Source organism: Methylobacterium sp. J-001 (assembly GCF_022829565.1).
Taxonomy (GTDB): Bacteria; Pseudomonadota; Alphaproteobacteria; order Rhizobiales; family Beijerinckiaceae; genus Methylobacterium.
On sequence record NZ_JAKSYN010000200.1, the window covers coordinates 185,523 to 203,289 of the forward strand.

The 17,767-nt window shown below is 70.6% G+C and carries 13 protein-coding genes; 10 read left to right on the plus strand and 3 right to left on the minus strand.

Annotation, left to right across the window (positions count from 1 at the left end; translation table 11 throughout):
• Positions 1-27: 27 nt before the first annotated feature.
• Positions 28-1,398 carry a Wadjet anti-phage system protein JetA family protein gene (locus MKK65_RS25220; RefSeq protein ID WP_243960753.1) on the plus strand — a complete coding sequence of 457 codons (1,371 nt, stop codon included), beginning with the start codon at positions 28-30 and terminating at the stop codon, positions 1,396-1,398.
• Positions 1,391-2,017 (plus strand): DUF4194 domain-containing protein, encoded by a 627-nt coding sequence (locus MKK65_RS25225; protein WP_058194654.1) that lies wholly within the window; start codon positions 1,391-1,393, stop codon positions 2,015-2,017. Before MKK65_RS25220 ends, MKK65_RS25225 begins: the two co-directional genes overlap by 8 nt.
• Positions 2,018-2,127: 110 nt before the next feature.
• On the opposite strand, the gene MKK65_RS25230 is transcribed toward MKK65_RS25225, so the two are convergent.
• Positions 2,128-3,804, minus strand: coding sequence for a methyl-accepting chemotaxis protein (locus MKK65_RS25230; RefSeq protein WP_243960754.1), 1,677 nt, complete (start codon positions 3,802-3,804; stop codon positions 2,128-2,130).
• A gap of 173 nt (positions 3,805-3,977) precedes the next feature.
• Here MKK65_RS25230 and MKK65_RS25235 point away from each other — a divergent pair, with 173 nt between their 5' ends.
• Positions 3,978-7,415: an SbcC/MukB-like Walker B domain-containing protein gene (locus MKK65_RS25235; RefSeq protein ID WP_243960755.1), complete on the plus strand. Its 3,438-nt coding sequence runs from the start codon at positions 3,978-3,980 to the stop codon at positions 7,413-7,415.
• A 665-nt stretch (positions 7,416-8,080) separates the two neighbouring features.
• Here the strand turns inward: MKK65_RS25235 and MKK65_RS25245 are convergent.
• On the minus strand, positions 8,081-8,296 hold the full coding sequence (locus tag MKK65_RS25245) for a hypothetical protein (protein WP_007569315.1): 216 nt from the start codon (positions 8,294-8,296) through the stop codon (positions 8,081-8,083).
• A 406-nt stretch (positions 8,297-8,702) separates the two neighbouring features.
• Here MKK65_RS25245 and MKK65_RS25250 point away from each other — a divergent pair, with 406 nt between their 5' ends.
• The 3 genes from MKK65_RS25250 to MKK65_RS25260 are packed head-to-tail and all read left to right on the plus strand — an operon-like array spanning position 8,703 to position 10,831.
• Positions 8,703-9,833, plus strand: coding sequence for a S1C family serine protease (locus tag MKK65_RS25250; RefSeq protein ID WP_243960756.1), 1,131 nt, complete (start codon positions 8,703-8,705; stop codon positions 9,831-9,833).
• Positions 9,830-10,081, plus strand: coding sequence for a hypothetical protein (locus MKK65_RS25255; RefSeq protein WP_243960757.1), 252 nt, complete (start codon positions 9,830-9,832; stop codon positions 10,079-10,081). The genes MKK65_RS25250 and MKK65_RS25255 overlap by 4 nt, the downstream gene beginning before the upstream one ends.
• A 3-nt stretch (positions 10,082-10,084) precedes the next feature.
• Positions 10,085-10,831 (plus strand): J domain-containing protein, encoded by a 747-nt coding sequence (locus MKK65_RS25260; protein WP_243960758.1) that lies wholly within the window; start codon positions 10,085-10,087, stop codon positions 10,829-10,831.
• Positions 10,832-10,941: 110 nt separating this feature from the next.
• Here MKK65_RS25260 and MKK65_RS25265 read toward each other — a convergent pair whose 3' ends face one another.
• Entirely contained in the window at positions 10,942-12,423 is a 1,482-nt protein-coding gene (locus MKK65_RS25265; RefSeq protein WP_243960759.1) for a D-alanyl-D-alanine carboxypeptidase, read from the minus strand.
• Between the two features lie 631 nt (positions 12,424-13,054).
• Between MKK65_RS25265 and clpS the strand changes: the two genes are divergently transcribed.
• From clpS to MKK65_RS25285, 4 genes are all read left to right on the plus strand, one after another.
• The gene (clpS, locus tag MKK65_RS25270) at positions 13,055-13,456 is read left to right on the plus strand and encodes an ATP-dependent Clp protease adapter ClpS (RefSeq protein ID WP_208612073.1); all 402 of its coding nucleotides are present in this window, start codon (positions 13,055-13,057) and stop codon (positions 13,454-13,456) included.
• Between the two features lie 37 nt (positions 13,457-13,493).
• Positions 13,494-15,986: an ATP-dependent Clp protease ATP-binding subunit ClpA gene (gene clpA / locus MKK65_RS25275; protein WP_243960760.1), complete on the plus strand. Its 2,493-nt coding sequence runs from the start codon at positions 13,494-13,496 to the stop codon at positions 15,984-15,986.
• Positions 15,987-16,077: 91 nt separating this feature from the next.
• A complete protein-coding gene (locus MKK65_RS25280) occupies positions 16,078-16,362 on the plus strand; it encodes a hypothetical protein (protein WP_007566909.1) in 285 nt (94 codons plus the stop codon).
• Positions 16,363-16,456: 94 nt separating this feature from the next.
• Positions 16,457-17,755, plus strand: coding sequence for a flavin monoamine oxidase family protein (locus tag MKK65_RS25285; protein WP_243960761.1), 1,299 nt, complete (start codon positions 16,457-16,459; stop codon positions 17,753-17,755).
• The last annotated feature ends 12 nt before the right edge of the window (positions 17,756-17,767 follow it).

The following is a 17,767-nucleotide window of genomic DNA, read 5'->3' on the forward strand; positions in this document are numbered from 1 at the left end:
CTGCGCGACGGCGAGAGTCTCAAGAAAATGCTGTTCGCGCAGCTGCCCGACGAGCTGTTCAAGCCCCTGGCCTCGCCAAGCCGGGGCTTCAACGCGGCCCTGCTGCTGCACCTGCACCGGCGCGTCCTCGGGGCGGAGCCGGTGCGCAAGGCCGAGTTGCTGGCCGAGATCGGCGATTTCGCCGCCGGCTGGAGCGATCCGGAGATTTTGGGCGACGAGCCGATCTCCGCTGATCCGGCCGAGCGCCGCAACGCCCTCTACCGCCGGCTCCTGGAGACCGGCTGGCTGATCGAGCGCCGGGAGCGCTACGTGCCGGTGGTCGAGTTCGACCCCGAGGCGCGCCTGCTCCTCGAGGAGCTGTCGCGGCTGGAGCGCGGCGAGACCCGCTCCTATGGCGGCGCGGTGCTGGAGGTTCTGGGCGGCCTGGAGAGCGCCGTCTCCGATCCGGGCAGCCGCTCCGAGGCCCTGTCCAACGCCGCCCGGGCGTCCGCCGCGTTCCTGGCCCATGTCCGCGGGCTCGCCGCCGGCATGCGCAAGGTCGAGGAGCGGATCCTGCGCGAGCCCGACCGGGCCAAGACCTTCCGGCTGTTCTTCGAGGATTTCGTCGAGCGCCACCTGATCAGCGACTACCGGACGCTGCACACCCGCTTCAACCCGTTCCGGTTCCGGGCCAGCGTGGTCCGCGAGGCCGGACGGGCCCTGCGCGACGCCCTTACCGTGCGGGCGCTGGCCGAGGGCCTGATCCGCGAGGGCCGCAGCCCCGATCTCGACACCGCCCAGCGGGCGGTCCGGGCGGATCTCGCCCAGATCCTCTCTGTGTTCGAGGGGCTCGACAACCATCTCGACGCGGTCGACGCCGTGGTGGCGCGGTTGGAGCGGCGGATCGGCGCCGCGCTCCACGCCATGGACCGGCCGGACCCGACGGGAATCGAGCGGACCGCCGCGATGTTGCGCGCCGTCGGCGCCGCCGAGGTCGCCCCCGACGTGCCCCCGGTGGTGTCGCTGCTGCGGCCGCCGATCGGCCAGGCTCACCTGCAGACGCCCCGCGCCCGGCGCAGCGCCATCGATGTCGAGCCGCTGCCGGATGTCGATGACGACCCCGCGGTCGATGCCTTCGCGGCCGCCAAGGCCGAGTTCCGCCGCCGCACCACCGTGACGCCGGAGACCATGACGGCCTTCGTCGAGGCGCGGCTCGGCAAGGCCGTGTCGCTGCGCGGCTCGCAGTTCACGATCGCGGGCGTGGACGATTTCGTGGTGTTCCAGCGCCTGCGCGAGATCGACGTGCTGTTCGATGCGCGGCTGCGCGACCGCTACGCTGTGGTCCGGCTGCCCGAGCGGCTCGCCAATGGTTGGCTGGACTGCCCGGATTTCGTGGTGGAGCGTCGGGCCGGTGCTTGAGGGATTTCGCGCGATCATCGACGGCGACGAGCCGCCGCCTCCGGGCGCCCGTGCCCCCGACGCCGAGGAGTTGTGCCGCGCCCTCCAGGTGATGCTCAAGGGACAGGTGATCTACGCCGACACGCCGGGCATCGGCCGTTCCTACGAGCTCGCCCGGCACTACGCGCCGTTCTTCACCGACTACTTCGCCTGTCTCGGCTACGCCCTCACGGTCGCGCATCGCGACCAGATGGTGTCGCTGAGCCCGGCCGCCGACGCGCCCCGGCACGACATCGCCTCCGAGCGCCTGCGCAAGGACGAGACCCTGGTGCTGCTGGCGCTGCGGCTGCTCTACGAGGAGGGCCTGCGCGACAACCGCGCCGGCACGGACGGAATCGTCGAGTGCACCACCGACGAGATCGTGGAAAAGATCCGCGCTGTGGCGCGCAACGATCCCCCCGAGGAGGGCCGCCTCGCCGACATCCTGCGCCTCTACGCCCGCCGCGGCGGCCTCAGGATGGGCGAGCGAGACCGGGTCGAGCGGGTCACGCCGCTGTCGTTGCTGCCCGGCCTAGCGGTGCTCGCCTCCGACGCCTGGCTGGAGCGCCTGCGGGCGTGGTCGGAAGCCGGGGAGCTCTGAGAGCGCACCGGCATCGCGAGCGCAGCGAAGCAACCCAGAGAAGCGCAACATCCTGGAAACGCGCGCCGCCCTGGGTTGCTTTGCTGCGCTCGCAATGACGGCGTGATGCCTCAGGCCGCCCGCACCGTTGCGAGAAAACGCTCCACCTCCTTGCCGAGCTGGGCCGCCTGCCGGGCCATCTCGGAGGCCGAATCCAGCACCTGCCCGGCCGCGTTCCCGGTGGCCTCGGCGGCGCCGGCGACCCCGGTGACGTTGGCGGTCACCGCCTCGGTGCCGGTGGCGGCCTGGGTGACGTTGCGGACGATCTCCTGGGTCGCCGCGCCCTGCTCCTCCACCGCGGCGGCGATCGCGGTCGCCATGCCGCTGATCTCGCGGATGCGGGCCGCGATGCCGTCGATCGCCCGCACCGCCTCGCCGGTGGAGCCCTGGATCTCGCCGATCTGCGCCGCGATCTCGGCGGTGGCCCGGGCGGTCTGGGCGGCGAGCGCCTTGACCTCAGTGGCGACCACCGCGAAGCCGCGCCCCGCCTCCCCGGCCCGCGCCGCCTCGATGGTGGCGTTCAGGGCCAGCAGGTTGGTCTGGTTGGCGATCGACGAGATCAGGGCGACGACCTCCCCGACCCGGCTCGCCTCGGCGCTCAGCGCTTGGACCAGCTGCGCGGTCACGGCCGCCTCGTTGACGGCGGTCCGCGCCAGATCCGCCGAGGACCCGACCTGGCGCCCGATCTCGTCGACCGTGGAGCCCAGCTGCTCGGCCGCCACCGCCACCGTGGTCACATTGGTGGAGGCCTGCTCGGCCGCAGCTGCCGCGCTGGTCAACTGCCCGGCGGTCTGGGTCGCGGTCGCGCTCAGGCTCTGGGCGGTGGCCTGCAGCCGAGTCGCCGCCGCCGTCACCGAGCCGACGATGCCGCCGACGGCGCCCTCGAACCGGTCGGCGAGCGTGCGCGTCGCCGCCCGGCGCTGGGTCTCGGAGTCGGAACGGGCCCGGGCCGCCTCGGCCTCGAGGCTGCGGGCGTGCAGCAGGTTCTGCCTGAACACCGCGACGGTGGCCGACATGGCGCCGATCTCGTCCCGCCGGGCCGCGTAGGGAATCCCCGCCTGCGTGTCGCCGTCGGCCAGCCGGCGCATGGCCCGGGTCATGACGGTGATCGGCCGCGACACGCCGATGAAGCTGTACAGCGTCGCGCCCAGCGCGATCAGCAGGGTGACAACCAGCATGATCACGGTCGAGCGGACCGCCTCCGCCTGGCTCCGGCGGGCGCTCCGGCCGGCCTCGTCGCCGGCCTTGATGTTCATCTCGGCAAGCGCGTGCGCGGCCCCGGCGGCGGCGACGTAATGGCCGTTCATCGTCCCGCGGAAATATGACATCGCCGGGTCGCGCTGCGCGAGGGTGAAGCCGCGCAGGCGCTCCCAGTCGTAGTGCTGGATCTTGAGCTTGGCGAGCAGGTCGTCGAATCGCGCCTTCTCGTCGAGCGAGGCGATCAGCGCCCGATAAACGTCGACCTTGGCGTTGCGCTCCCGGGTCAGCTCGTCGACCTCCTTGACGGTGAGCTGCCGCTCGGTCTCGGCTGTTGCGGTGACGAACCGGACCTGCGCGAGGCGCGTGCGGATCACCAGGGCCTCGATCGCCTGCGCCTCGTTCATCGACAGGACCGCGTGGTCGAGCAGCGCTTCGAGCTGCCGGTCGAGGGCGATCATCTTATGGATCGCGAATCCCCCCTGGAGCGCCGCCGACAGGAGGAGCAGAGCGAATAGGCCGCTCAATTTGAGCTTCAGGCTGGCGCGCATGGTTTTTATCAATCCCCCCGGGCGGGGACGATACAGATGTCGAATTGTCTGACAAGTCGCGAATCTCGGCCGCGGTGACAACCCGGCGTCATGAAGGCTGAAGCTTGCATGCGCGGCCGAACCCGGCCAACTGGGCCCCGCGTTTCCCTGCAGCGGCCCGGCCTTCCGACATCGTGTACGTCCTCACCGATATCGCCATCTCCAACTGGTACCTGATCCGGCGGGAGCAGATCCGCCTGCGGGGCGCCGCCGCCCTGGTCGGGCCGACGGGGGCCGGCAAGTCCACGATCTTCGACGCGGTCGGCACGGTGCTCGCCGGCAACAATGCCAGCCGCCTGGCGCTCAACGCCTCGGCCTCGGGCCGCAGTGCCCGCACGGTGCGCGACTATTGCCTCGGCTGGATCAGCGACCCGGCGGAGGGCGGAAGGCCGACGCGGGAATCCTGCGAGACCGTGCTGGCCCTGGTGTTCGAGAACCCGGCCTCGGGCCGCACCGTCACGGTCGGGCTGGCGCTCGCCGCCCGGGCCGTGGAGCCGCGCGAGACCGTGCTGTCGCGCTTCATCGCGGTGGGGCACCGGTTCGAGATCGCCGATTACGCCCGCACCGCCCCGGGGGGCAGCTTCACGGCGCCGTGGAGTGAGATCGCGGCGGATCTGCGCGCCCGGGCGGCGAGCTTCACCGAGTACCGGACCTCCGGCGAGCGCTTCACCGCCGACATCCTGGCGACCCTGCGGGAGGGCGCGCCCTCGCCCGAGCCCCGGCACTTCCTGCGCAGCTTCGCCAACGCGGTGGCGTTCAAGCCGATCTTCGACACCAGCGCCTTCGTGCGCGCCTTCGTGCTCGACCCGGAGCCGCTCGATGTCGAGCGGGTGCGGCTCTCCATCGCCAATTGGCGCCGGCTGCTGGAGACCATCGGCGAGCTGGAGAGCCGCCTCGCCCGCCTGCGCCGCCTGCGCGACCGCTACGACGCCTGGAGCGAGGCGGTGCTCGCCGCCGCCAACCATGAATTCCGGGCGGCCTGCGCCGAGTTGCGCCGCCGCAGCCTCGACCTCACCGCGGTCCGGCTGCGCCTGAACGAGGGCGCCGACATCCTGCGGATCGCCCGGGAGCGAGTCGCCGCGAGCCGCGGGCATGTCCGCGAGATCGACGGCGAGATCGCCGAGAAGAAGGCCCTGCTCGCCGGCAGCGCCGCGGAAGGGCGACTGGCGGCCTCGACGCTGGGCCTGTCGATGCTGGAGCGGGACCGGAAGGAGCTGGTGGCGCGGATTTCCGACCTCGTCGGCGTCGTCGGCCAGATGGGCAAGCTGCAGCCGGTCGCCCCGATCCTGCGCCAGGCCTGCCCGCCGGCGGCGCGGCTCGCCGAATCGTGCGCCCGGGCCGGCCTGCGCCGGGAATCCTCGCCCGAGGAGATCCTGCGGCCGGACGGCCCCCTGGCCGAACTGATCGACGGGCTGGCGCGCCTGCCCGAATTCGACGAGGCTTTGGAGCGGGCGGCCGAGGACGCGGCGCTGAAGGCCCGCGCCCAGGAGAGCGAGGCCGAGCGCACCGCGCCCCGCACGGGCGCCGGACCGGCGGCGCGCCTGTCCTCCGACACGGTGGCGTTCCGCGGCGAGCTGGAGCGGCGTGGAATCGAGGCCCTGCCGATCTGCGAACTGGCCGAGATCGTCGATCCCCACTGGGGACCGGCGCTCGAAGGGCTGCTCGGCCGCGCCCGCGAGGCTTTGGTCGTTTCCCCCGACCGGCTGAGCGAGGCTTTGGGCGTGCTCCAGTCGGGCCGCGACCGGTTCCACCGCTGCATCCTGGTCAAGACCACCGACACCGCCAAGCAGCGCCCGCGCCGCTACGACGACGGGCCGCTCACCGTGATCGAGACCAGCGATCCGCACGCGGAGGCATTCCTGGGGGTGCGGCTCGGGGGCTACGATTTGGCAAAGGACGATGCCGAGCTGGCGCGCCTGTCCCGCGCCGTCGCTCCGAGCGGCCGGACCACCGCCGGCATGGCCTATTCGGTCACCCGCAGCGTCGACCTGCTCATGACCCGCGGCCATCGCGGCCCCACGGTCGATAGCCGCCGGTCGCACGAGGCCGCGGTCGCCGAGGCTCGCCGGCTGCGCGGCGAGGCCGCTGTCCTGCGCGAGGCCGCCCGCACCGCCGCGGCCATCCGCGCCCGGATCAGTCGCGGCCTCGACGATGTCGACGCCCTGCGGGCCGAACTCGACGGACTGGAAGGAAGGCGACGTACCCTCCAGACCGAGCGCGAGGGCATCGAGAAGCGCGACAACGCGGGCCTCACCGCCGAGATCGCCGCGCTGACCACCGAGCGGATGGGTTACCTGCGGGAATTGTCGGAGGAGCTGGAGCCGAAGCTCGACCGCCTGCTCGCCGACGAGGCCGCGCTGCGGGCGCGTCTCGGGACCGTCCGTGAGGCGGCCCGGGCTGCGCTCTCGGCCAGGCGTTCGGCCCTGCGGCAACTCATGGGCGGCGACGCGGCGCGGGTGCGCCTCGCCCGCTCGGAGCCGTTCAGCGTCGCGGTGATCGCCGAGGCGCGGCATGCGCTGGCGGGCCTCGACGCCAAGGCCGCCGGCACGCGGGCCGCCACCGAGCGCGGGCTCGCCCGGGAGGCGGCCGAGGCGGCCCGCTCCCACGGCCGCGTCGCCGAGCGGGAGCTGACCGAGGCCTGCTCGGCCTGGCGGGTCGAGAATCCGCTGAACGCCGGCGACGCCCCGGCGATCGATGGCTACGCCTGGGTCCGCAAGGAATACGAGGCCGTGGAGGGCCACGAGCTGCGCCGCTACCGCGCCCAGGCCGAGCGGGCCGAGGTCGAGATGCGCCGCCTCATGACCGAGGACCTGCTGACGCGCCTGGCCGACCGGTTCGAGCGGGTCCATGCCCGGCTCGCGGCTCTGAACGAGCGGCTGTCCGCGCGCAGCTTCACCGGCCAGACCTATGCGTTCGAAGCGGCGGTGGACCGCCGCTACGCCGCCGTTCATGCGCTGGCCACCGAGACCGCCCGCTCGCCGGAGGCCGCGCAGGCGCTGCTGGCGGGCGAGACCGAGGGGCCGATGGCGGCGGCGCTGGAAGAAATCACCGCGCTGATCGCCGGCCAAGAGGATGCGGCGCGGCTCGCCGATTACCGCAACTACTTCGTCTACGAGATCGGCATGAAGGACGCGGCGGGCAACCGCACGACCATGTCAGCGCGGGCCCTGCGCGGCTCCGGCGGCGAGGCGCAGGCGCCGTTCTACGTGGCAATCGCGGCCTCGCTCGCCAGCGCCTATTATCCGGGCGACCGGCCCGGCGACGAGAATCCGGGACTGGGGCTCTGCCTCCTCGACGAGGCGTTCTCGAAGCTCGACGTGCGCAACAGCCAGGCGCTGGTCGATCTCTACCGCGCCTGGGGGCTGCAGCTGCTGATCGCCGCCCCCGAGGACAAGCGCACGACCCTGACCGAGGTGATGGACACCATCGTCACCGTCTACAAGAGCCCGGACCTGACGTCGGTGCGGATCGAGGCCGAGCATCCGCTGGAAGCAGCGCGCCGGGCGCTGCACGCGATCAACCCGGAGCAGGTCGGGATCGAGGGATTCCGCCGCTCCGACGCGGCCGAGTGAGCCGGCGGGGCACCGATTGCGATCCCCGATATCCCCGGTCTTCAGCGAAGGCTGCCGTCCCTGCGTGATCGCGCGTGGCAGATTGCGCGTGCGGTCAGCGCAGGTCCGGTGTCAGGGCCATGACCGCACCGATGATCACGAGCGTCTGGAGCCCGACTGCGCCCAGTAGCACCCACTTGAGGATCTCAACCTTCGTCTCGGCGACGTCGGCCCTGTTGGTGAGGCGCAGGGCCTCGATGTCCGCTTTGTTGGCGAGCCGCAGAGCTTCGATATCCGACTTGGTCGCGAGATTGCTCTAGATCGCCTCGGCGACGGCGTCGGCCAACACTTCGGCTTGCTCCGAAGACATCGTCGCTTTGTCGCGGAGGGTGCGAACGAAGCACAGCGTATCGAACGCAACGGCGGTCACGGACGCGGCTCGCGATTTTTAGGAGGCGGCTTACGCCGAAGGTCCTGTCTCAGGACGACATTCGAATCGTACGCCGCGCGCTGCGATACGCGGAGGATGTTGCCGGGCGCATGTCCTGTCAACGGCAGACCGGGCCGGACGCGCTTGGCGTAAATGGACCGCGCTTGCCGCGGCATGACGGGGCTTTGCACCCGAAGATTTTCGCGCTCTGAAAGTTCGCGCGGCGATCTTCGAGGTGCAAAGCCGCATCGTCGTGTCAGTTCAGGTAGGTGCGGATCCAGTTCGGGGAGAGGATCTCGCCCTCCTCGGTGATGATCCAGGGCTGCTTGGCCGGATCGGTCAGGGCACCGGCGGCGGCGGCGATCGCCTCGCGCAGGGTGCCGTACCGCTCGGGCTGGGCCAGCGGGGTGCTCGCCGGGGCCGTGCGCCAGATCGTCAGATCGGCCGGGCGTTCGAGAGCTTCGGTTTCCATGTCGACTTGTCCTTCCGAACCGTTTGGGACCGTTCAGACTCCCGCAGTCCGGTCGAGCCGGCCTCCTGCGGGGACTGAAAGGCTGAGCGTCAATGCAAGCATCTCTGCGGCAGCTTTGCGATCAATTTGGGCATTCTAGGCACCAGCACATTGTCCGAGTACGTAGGATAAGGTGCGTTGCCGTGTTCCATGCCCAAACCGGTCACATCTGATCCGCCCTGAACTTGCGAGAATTGTGGCGCTCGATTGATGACCATTCCGTTAGCCAGTGCGCGCCAGTTTCCGACGTGCGCCAGGACACGTCAGGGGCTGGTCGGCGACCGCGCTCCGTCTGTGTTGACGCCCTGATCCTGAACGCGCACTTAAGGCCCTCGCCCGCCGATGGGCCCCGATTGGAGACAGCGTCTTGCCGGACCGTACCGTGCGCATCGTGCTCGCCGCGGTTCTGGTCCTGTTGGCGCTCTACGTCGCCCAACCGTACGTGCAGCCGCTTCTCTACTCGGCCGAGGCGCCCCGTGTGGTCGCCGCCCGCGGCGATCTGGCTCAGTCCGAAACGGCCACGATCGCGCTGTTCGAGCGGGCGAGCCCGTCCGTGGTCCACGTCTTCGCGCAGAGCGCCGCCAACGGACGCGACCTGTTCGACGCGGACGACGAGGGCGGGGAGCAGAGCGGTACGCAGACCGGAACCGGCTTCGTCTGGGATGGCGCCGGCCACATCGTGACCAACACGCACGTCGTGCAGAACGCTGCGCAAACGGGCGGCTCGGTCTCGGTCCGGATGAGCGACGGCGCGGTGGTCTCGGCGACCTTGGTCGGGCTGGCGCCGTCCTACGACCTCGCCGTCCTGCGGCTGGGGCGTGTGGCCAAGATGCCGCCGCCGCTGGCGATCGGATCCTCGGCGGATCTCAAGGTCGGGCAATCGGCCTTCGCCATCGGCAACCCGTTCGGCCTCGACCATACCCTAACCACCGGCGTGATCAGCGCCGTGCGCCGACGGATGCCGACCAGCGCCGGGCGCGAACTGTCGGGCGTCATCCAGACCGATGCGGCGATCAACCCCGGCAATTCCGGCGGCCCGCTGCTCGATTCCGCCGGGCGGCTGATCGGGGTCAATACCGCCATCGTGTCGCCCTCAGGCGCCAGCGCCGGGATCGGCTTCGCGATCCCCGTGGATGTGGTCAACCGCGTCGTCCCGGAGCTGATCCGGGTCGGCCGGGTGCGCAACCCCGGCATCGGCATCATCGCCGCCCAGGAGGCCGCCGCCGCTCGGCTCGGGATCGACGGCGTCGTGGTGCTGCGGGTCCTGCCCGGCTCCCCGGCGGCCCAGGCCGGTCTGCGCGGGGTCGATCCGCAGACCGGCGACATCGGCGACGTGATCGTGGCCGCCAACGACCAGCCGGTCCATCGCCTCGCCGATCTGACGACGGCGATCGAGGAGGCCGGCCTCGGCGCGCCCGTAACCCTGAAGGTCGAGCGCGACGGCCGGATCCGACAGATTCGGATCACCACCGCCGATGTCGCGGAGAACCGCCGGTGAAAAGCTTGCCCGCCCTGATTGTTTTCTGCCTGCTCGTCGGCGCCGCGTCCGCGGCCGAGCAGCCGGTGCGTTCGCGCCTCTGCCCGGATGACCTGCCCGAGGGCGTGCGCCTGCCGCCGCGCCCCGGATGCGCCGCGTGGCAGCCGTCGACGCCGATGCCGACGCGGCGCGGCTTCTACGATCTCGGCGACGGCACGACGGTGCAGATCGGCGGCCGCGCCGGCGCCGAATTCGGCGCGCGGCGCTGAGCGATGGTGCTGTTCGCGGCCCTTCTGGCCTGCCTCACGCTCTGGTGGCTCTCGAAGAACGGCGACGGCCTCGGCCGCCGGCTCGGCCGCGCCTTCGGCAAGAGCGTGACCGCGATGATGGGCGCGATCCGTCCGGAGAAGATCGGCGGCGTCCTCGCCCTCGGGGCGGCCGGATTCCTGCTGCTGCACGGCAACTTCGTGCTGGTGGCCCTGCTCGGCCTCGGCGGCATCTGGATGATCGAGGGGCAGGCCGCGATGACGGCACGCCTCACCCCGATCCTCAAGCCCTGGGTCGATCGCGGCCGCCGGCACCGGACGGCGCTGATCGAGATCCGCCTGCGTCCGGACGGCAGCTTCAGCGAGGGCCGGGTGATCGCCGGGCCCCGCGCCGGGGCCTGGCTCGACGCCCTCTCGGTCGCGGAGGTGGCGGAATTGCTTGCCGCCTGCCGTCAGACCGATCCCGAGGGCGCGGCGCTGCTAGAGCCGTATCTCGACCGCCGGGCGCCCGGCTGGCGTGTAGACGCTGAGCGCGATCGAGACCCGCGGCCGGGACGCCCGACGTATCCAGGGTCGATGACGCAGGAGGAGGCGTACCAGATCCTGGGGCTTCAGCGCGGGGCGACCGCTGAGCAGGTCCGGACGGCCCACAGGTCGTTGATGAAGCTCACCCACCCCGACCAGGGCGGAAGTGCCGAGAGGGCGGCGCGGGTTAACGCGGCCCGAGACAGGCTTTTGAACCGACATCGCTGAACTCCACGCGCGTTGTCAGATACTTACTGATTCGCAGCCGCGAGCAAACTGAGCCGCGACGTCGCCGTGCCGGCGCACCTTGTGGGCGCGACGCTGATTGTCGAGGTGGTTCAGCTGCGGGTCGCGAAGCAGCTGAAGCCGCTGCGCTTCAGGGCCGTGCAGGCATCCTGCGCCGAATCCTGCTCCGCGAAGCCCGAGAAGCGGGCGCGGTAGAGCGTGGTCCCGCCATGCTCGACCTTGACCGTGTAGGGCGCCGCCTTCGACAGGCTGCCGCCCGCCTTGGCGCGGGCCTCGGACAGCATCGAGCGGGCCTTGGCCTCGTCGTCCATGGCGCCGAGCTGGATCACCCAGGCGGTGGGGACGACGCGGGTTCCGGTGACCGCCTTCGGCGGCTCGTCGCGCTCCGTGGACGCCATCCGGGCCGCGGTCTTCGAGGCGCCCGGGAACGGGGCCTGCGCGCTGCTGGTGCCGGCATAGGCCTGGGCCGCCTTCGGCAGAGATTGTGAAGCGCCCTGAGGGCCCGGCTTCCAGGTGCCGCCCGGGGTCGTGGTCGTCCGGGAGGGCATGATGTCCAGGGGCTCGCCGGTGGTGCCGGTGGTCTCGACATCCTCGTCGTCGGCCGAGGCGACCTGCGTGCGGGTGCGTGAGACGGCATCGGCCACGACCGCCGGCCGGGCGCGCTCGGCGACCTCGGTGACCGGCGGGGCCTGGCGGGCGCCCGCGAAGGCCCGGGGCAGGCTGGAGCGGACCAGGTCGGCCATGATCCGGTCGCGGCTGGCGCCCGACTTGCCGCCGAGCACGATCGCCACGATCTGGCGGCCGTCGGATTTCGCTGCCGTCATCAGGTTGAAGCCCGAATCGCGGGTGTAGCCGGTCTTGATCCCGTCCACGCCTTGGACGTTGCCGAGCAGGTGGTTGTGGTTGCCGATCACCCGGCCGCGGAACGCGAAGGACCGGGTCTGGAAGTAGCGGTAGTAGTGCGGGAACCGGTCCTGAATGGCCCGGGCCAGGACGGTCAGGTCCCGGGCGGTGGTGAGCTGGTCGGGATCCGGCAGGCCCGAGGCGTTGGCGTATTGCGTCCGGCTCATGCCGAGGGCGTGCGCCTTGGCGGTCATCATCTGGGCGAAGCGCTCCTCGGAACCGGCGATGTTCTCGCCGATCGCGCAGGCCACGTCGTTGGCCGACTTGGTGACGATCGCCTTGATCGCATCCTCGACCGTAATGGTCTGGCCGGGGCGCAGGCCGAGCTTCGACGGCGCCTGGGCGGCGGCGTGGGCCGAGATGGTCAGGTCGGAATCGAGGGCGAACTTGCCGCGCTCCATCTGCTCGAACAGCATGTAGAGCGTCATGACCTTGGTGATCGAGGCCGGGTGGCGTAGGGCGTCCTCGTTGACCGCGTGCAGCGTCTTTCCGCTCTTCACGTCCACCACCATGGCGGCGTAGGGCGGGTTGTAGCCGCCGCCGGACGCGTGGTGGTGATGCCGCCCACGCCGGGCCTCGGCCGGCGCCGCCAGGGCGGTCAGGACCGCGGCAGCCGCCAGGGCGGCCGGCAGCGCGGGGATCGTCCGGGGGCGGCCTACAACGCTACGCATCACGCCTGATTGCCTCGCGGGACCGGCGCATGGCCGGTCGTATCTCTGGTGCAGGCCTGCGCCGATCGCGTGGCCCCGCTGCATCGGTTGAGAATTAGGCGGGTGCAGTTACAGGCCCGTTAATGCGAACCCCGCGACTTCGAAATCCTGTCGGCCGGGGCGCCGCTTGACGCGGGTGGAGGCGGCGCACAATCTTTCCGGGACATCCGGTTTCGCTGTCCGTGTCGGTCGCGCCAAGCCGGCCCGGCGGTGCCGAGGAGGCCGGCCATGCAGCGATCCTCCGCCTGCCCGGCGGCTCACGGAATCCCCATCTCGCGGGCCGGATTGTCTGCGGCTCGACGGGGCGCCAGCGTCGCCCACTCCGAGTCGTGACATGCGTGAGTCCCGCAGCCCCTCCTGTCCGGCGGGCCCACCGCCTTGCCCTCCGCCCGCCGGCGTGAGCGGCGCGAGGCCGATGCGCCTGGCGCAAGCTTTGCGGGGCGGACAAGTGCGCGCAGGCGTCTGGCGAAGTCGCCTCACGGTCTGTAGATTAATGTCCGTTGACCCAGACGCCGCTCCCGGCAGGGTCATGACGGGATCGGTATTGGGGGCCGGCGACGCCCGCTCCAATCGAGGGATCGGTTCGACGCACATGACACAGGTCCCCCTGCAGGGCACCGCGATATCGACGACGCTTCATCGGCCTGCGCGACTCGCGATCACGGCCTCCGGTTCGCGCGCGCCGGGCGGCGACGACCGGTCCAACACCGCGATCATCACCCGCACCAAGCCAAAGACCAAGAAGCCGAGCCTCTACCGGGTACTCCTTCTGAACGACGACTATACGCCGATGGAATTCGTCGTGCTGGTCGTCGAACGCTTCTTCAACAAGAGCCACGAGGACGCCTACCACATCATGATGCACGTGCATCAGAACGGGGTCGGTGAGTGTGGGGTCTTCACCTACGAGGTGGCGGAGACCAAGGTGACGCAGGTCATGGACTTCGCACGCAAACACCAACATCCTCTCCAGTGCGTTATGGAAAAGAAATAGGCGCCGTTCGCGGTAGGCACCCACACAGAGGCCAGCTTTGCCAAGCTTCTCACGCAGCCTAGAACAAGCCCTCCATCGAGCCTTGGCGCTCGCCGGCGAGCGACGGCACGAATACGCGACGCTGGAGCATCTCCTGCTCGCCCTGGTGGATGACCAGGACGCGGCGGCGGTCATGCGCGCCTGCAACGTCGAGATCGACACGCTCAAGCGCAGCCTGGTCGATTACGTCGACACCGAGCTTTCGAACCTGACCGGCGACGGACGCCAGGACGCCAAGCCGACGGCGGGCTTCCAGCGGGTGATTCAGCGAGCGGTGATCCACGTCCAGTCCTCGGGGCGCGAGGAGGTGACGGGGGCCAACGTGCTGGTGGCGATCTTCGCCGAGCGCGAGAGCCACGCCGCCTACTTCCTGCAAGAGCAGGACATGACCCGCTACGACGCGGTGAACTACATCAGCCACGGCATCGCCAAGCGCCCCGGTGCGTCCGAGGCGAAGCCCGTGCGCGGCGCCGAAGAGGAAGGCGCTGCCGAGCGCCCGAGCGACGAGGGCGATCCCCGCGGCGGCGCCAAGAAGAAGGGCGACGCGCTCGACGCCTATTGCGTCAACCTCAACAAGAAGGCCCGGGACGGTAAGATCGACCCGCTGATCGGTCGCCATTCCGAGGTCGAGCGCACGATCCAGGTGCTCTGCCGCCGCCAGAAGAACAACCCGCTGCTGGTGGGCGACCCCGGCGTCGGCAAGACCGCGATCGCGGAAGGGCTGGCTCGCAAGATCATCCAGCACGAGGTGCCGGAGGTCCTGGCTGACGCGACCGTGTTCTCCCTCGACATGGGCACGCTGCTCGCCGGCACCCGCTACCGGGGCGACTTCGAGGAGCGTCTCAAGCAGGTGATGAAGGAGATCGAGGCGCACCCGAACGCGATCATGTTCATCGACGAGATCCACACGGTGATCGGCGCCGGTGCGACCTCGGGCGGCGCCATGGACGCGTCGAACCTGCTCAAGCCGGCGCTGGCCTCCGGCACGCTGCGCTGCATCGGCTCGACCACCTACAAGGAGTACCGCCAGTACTTCGAGAAGGACCGCGCCCTGGTGCGGCGCTTCCAGAAGATCGACGTCAACGAGCCGTCGATCCCGGACACGATCGAGATCGTGAAGGGCCTGCGCCCGTACTTCGAGGAGTTCCACAAGCTCAAGTACACGACCGAGGCCGTGAAGGCCGCGGTCGAGCTGTCCGCCCGCTACATCAACGACCGCAAGCTGCCCGACAAGGCGATCGACGTGATCGACGAGACAGGCGCTTCGCAGATGCTGGTGCCGGAGGCGCGCCGCAAGCGGACCATCGGCATCAAGGAGATCGAGGCGACCATCGCCACGATGGCCCGCATCCCGCCGAAGACCGTCTCGAAGGACGATGCGGTGGTGCTCCAGCACCTCACCGAGAACCTGAAGCGGGTGGTCTACGGCCAGCCGAGCGCCATCGAGGCGCTGACCTCGGCGATCAAGCTGGCGCGCGCCGGCCTGCGCGATCCGGACAAGCCGATCGGCTCCTACCTGTTCGCGGGACCGACCGGCGTCGGCAAGACCGAGGCCGCCAAGCAGCTCGCCGCGTCGCTGGGCGTCGAGATGCTGCGCTTCGACATGTCGGAATACATGGAGCGCCATACGGTCAGCCGCCTGATCGGCGCGCCCCCCGGCTATGTCGGCTTCGACCAGGGCGGCCTGCTCACCGACGGGATCGATCAGCACCCGCATTGCGTGCTGCTGCTGGACGAGATCGAGAAGGCCCACCCGGACCTGTTCAACATCCTGTTGCAGGTGATGGACCACGGCAAGCTGACCGACCACAACGGCAAGCAGGTGGATTTTCGCAACGTCATCATCATCATGACGACCAACGCGGGTGCCTCGGACCTGGCGAAGTCGGCCTACGGCTTCACCCAGACGAAGCGCACCGGTGACGACGTCGAGGCGATCAACAAGCTGTTCGCGCCGGAATTCCGCAACCGTCTCGACGCGATCATCTCGTTCGGCCACCTGCCGAAGGAGGTGGTGGCGAAGGTGGTGGACAAGTTCGTCCTCCAGCTCGAAGCGCAGCTCGCCGACCGCAACGTCACCATCGAGCTTTCGGACGAGGCCCGGGAGTGGCTGGTCGAGCACGGCTACGACGACGCGATGGGCGCCCGCCCGATGGCCCGGCTGATCCAGGCGACCATCAAGACGCCGTTGGCCGATGAGGTCCTGTTCGGGAAGCTCAAGGATGGCGGCGCGGTCAAGGTGATCGTGCGCAAGCCCGAGGATGAGGAAGCCAAGGCCGGCGCCAAGGACAGTTTGGGCTTCGAGTTCCCGGCCGGTCCGGTCACGCCCAAGCCCGAGGCGGATGTCACCAACGCCGCCAAGCGGCACAAGCGGGCCAAGCCCCGGGCGGCCACGCGCAAGAAGACCCCGAAGGATGACAAGGGTGGCGGGGGCAGTGGCGGTTCGGGCGGTGTCCGCACCGTGCCGAAGGTGCCACTGGTGCGCGCATAAGGGCACGCATCCCGGTCGGCAGGCTTCCGGACATAGCCAAGCCGGTCTATGACCGCCGCGACGTGAACGCGCCGCGGCGAGGAGGCGCCTGATGACAGAAGATCTGCACGAGGGGCCTTTATCCCCCGTCACGCATCCTGCGCCTGCCCAGAAGCTGACCCGACGCGAGGAGCGCCGCAGGCGCCGCCAACGGCGTCGGCGCGGTGAGGAGGTTCTGGCCTGGGTGCTGGTGCCTTTGATCTGCGTGGGGATCTATCTCGGGGTGAATGCCGGTTTCGACTTCTTCGGGACCTCGCCGGGCCAGGTCTGGGACCAGCTGATGCAGGTCAAGACCATGATGGAGAAACGCTCCGGTACGCAGGGCGCGCGCGGCTAGCACGCGCGCCTTTCGGATCCCGGATCGCCGCGGGCGTTTCATCCGGCCTCTACGGCACGTCCGCCGGTCGACCAGAGATCCGAGCGGGTACGCCATGAGTCCGACCCGACGCACGATACTGGCTTCCGCCCTGCTGGCGGCCCCCGCCTTGCACGCGGCCGCGCGGGGCGGGACCGTGGTCGTGATCGGCGCCGGAGCGGCCGGATTGGCAGCGGCGTCGGTCCTGCGGGCCGCCAGGCAAGAAGTCGTGCTGCTCGAGGCCCGGGAGCGGATCGGCGGCCGCGCGTTCACCGATCAAGCCCTCGGTCCGGATTGCCGGTTCGATGCCGGGGCCGAGTACATCCACTGGGCCGAGCGCAACCCCTGGGCACCGATCGCCCGTGCGGCGGGCGTGCGCTTCGCCGAGGACGGTAGCTGGGCGCGCACGCTCACGATCGACGGCCGCCCGGCGACCGAGGCCGAGAATGCCAGCCGTCGCGCAGGCTTCTCCGGGCTCGATGCGCTGCTGGCGCCGAAGGGTGGCGACTCATCGCTCGCCGAGGCCGCCCGCGCCGGCGGCCCGAATGCCGAACGGGCGGCGGCCGGATTGAGCCGCCTCTCCCTGGGCGAGGATCCCGAACGGGTCTCAGCGGTCGATTACGATCGGCTGTGGTCCGGCACCGACCTCTGGGTCGACGGCTACGGGGCCCTCGTGGCGCGGCATGGTTCCGATTTGCCGGTGCGCCTCGGTTGTCCGGTGCGGGCGATCGACTGGTCCGAGAAGACCGTCCGGATCGACACCGGTGCTGGCGTCCTCGGGGCGGCGGCCGCCATCGTCACGGTGCCCATCGGCGTGCTGAAATCCGGTGCGATCCGGTTCACGCCGCGACTGCCCGAGCCCGTGGAGACGGCGCTGGGTGGGCTTCACATGGGTGCCTACACCAAGATTGCGCTGCGCCTCGACCCGGCCAAGGTCGATCCGGCGGCCCTGGGCGACGCAGTGTCGGTGATCACCGGGGGGGCGACTATCTATTTCGAGATGGGCCCGTTCGGCCGTCCCATGGCGGTGGCGAATTTGGGCGGTGACCTTGCCCGGGACCTGTGCCGCGCGGGCGAGCCCGCCGCGGTCGCGCTGGCCACCGAGCGACTCGGCGTGATCCTGGGCTCGAAGGCGCCGGGCGCGGTCCAGGCGGGGCGGCTCGCCGGCTGGTGGACCGACCCGTATGCCCAAGGCTCGTATTCCATCGTCAATCCAGGGCATGCGGAGGCGCGCGATCGCCTGCGTGAGCCGGTCGGAGGGCGCGTCTTCTTCGCCGGGGAAGCGTTGGCCGGCGGCGGCGCCATGACGGTGGGCGGTGCGACCCTGGACGGCGAGCGCGCCGCCCGGGACGTCTTGAAGGTGTTGGGCGCCTAACAGCGCCTCACG

What these genes read in the sequence shown, in the direction of transcription:
- MKK65_RS25265 (WP_243960759.1), bottom strand. Translation starts at nt 12,423, where the DNA reads ATGCGTAGCGTTGTAGGCCGCCCCCGGACGATCCCCGCGCTGCCGGCC.
- MKK65_RS25245 (WP_007569315.1), bottom strand. Translation starts at nt 8,296, where the DNA reads ATGGAAACCGAAGCTCTCGAACGCCCGGCCGATCTGACGATCTGGCGC.
- clpS (WP_208612073.1), top strand. Translation starts at nt 13,055, where the DNA reads ATGACACAGGTCCCCCTGCAGGGCACCGCGATATCGACGACGCTTCAT.
- MKK65_RS25285 (WP_243960761.1), top strand. Translation starts at nt 16,457, where the DNA reads ATGAGTCCGACCCGACGCACGATACTGGCTTCCGCCCTGCTGGCGGCC.
- MKK65_RS25260 (WP_243960758.1), top strand. Translation starts at nt 10,085, where the DNA reads ATGGTGCTGTTCGCGGCCCTTCTGGCCTGCCTCACGCTCTGGTGGCTC.
- MKK65_RS25280 (WP_007566909.1), top strand. Translation starts at nt 16,078, where the DNA reads ATGACAGAAGATCTGCACGAGGGGCCTTTATCCCCCGTCACGCATCCT.
- MKK65_RS25230 (WP_243960754.1), bottom strand. Translation starts at nt 3,804, where the DNA reads ATGCGCGCCAGCCTGAAGCTCAAATTGAGCGGCCTATTCGCTCTGCTC.
- MKK65_RS25220 (WP_243960753.1), top strand. Translation starts at nt 28, where the DNA reads ATGCTGTTCGCGCAGCTGCCCGACGAGCTGTTCAAGCCCCTGGCCTCG.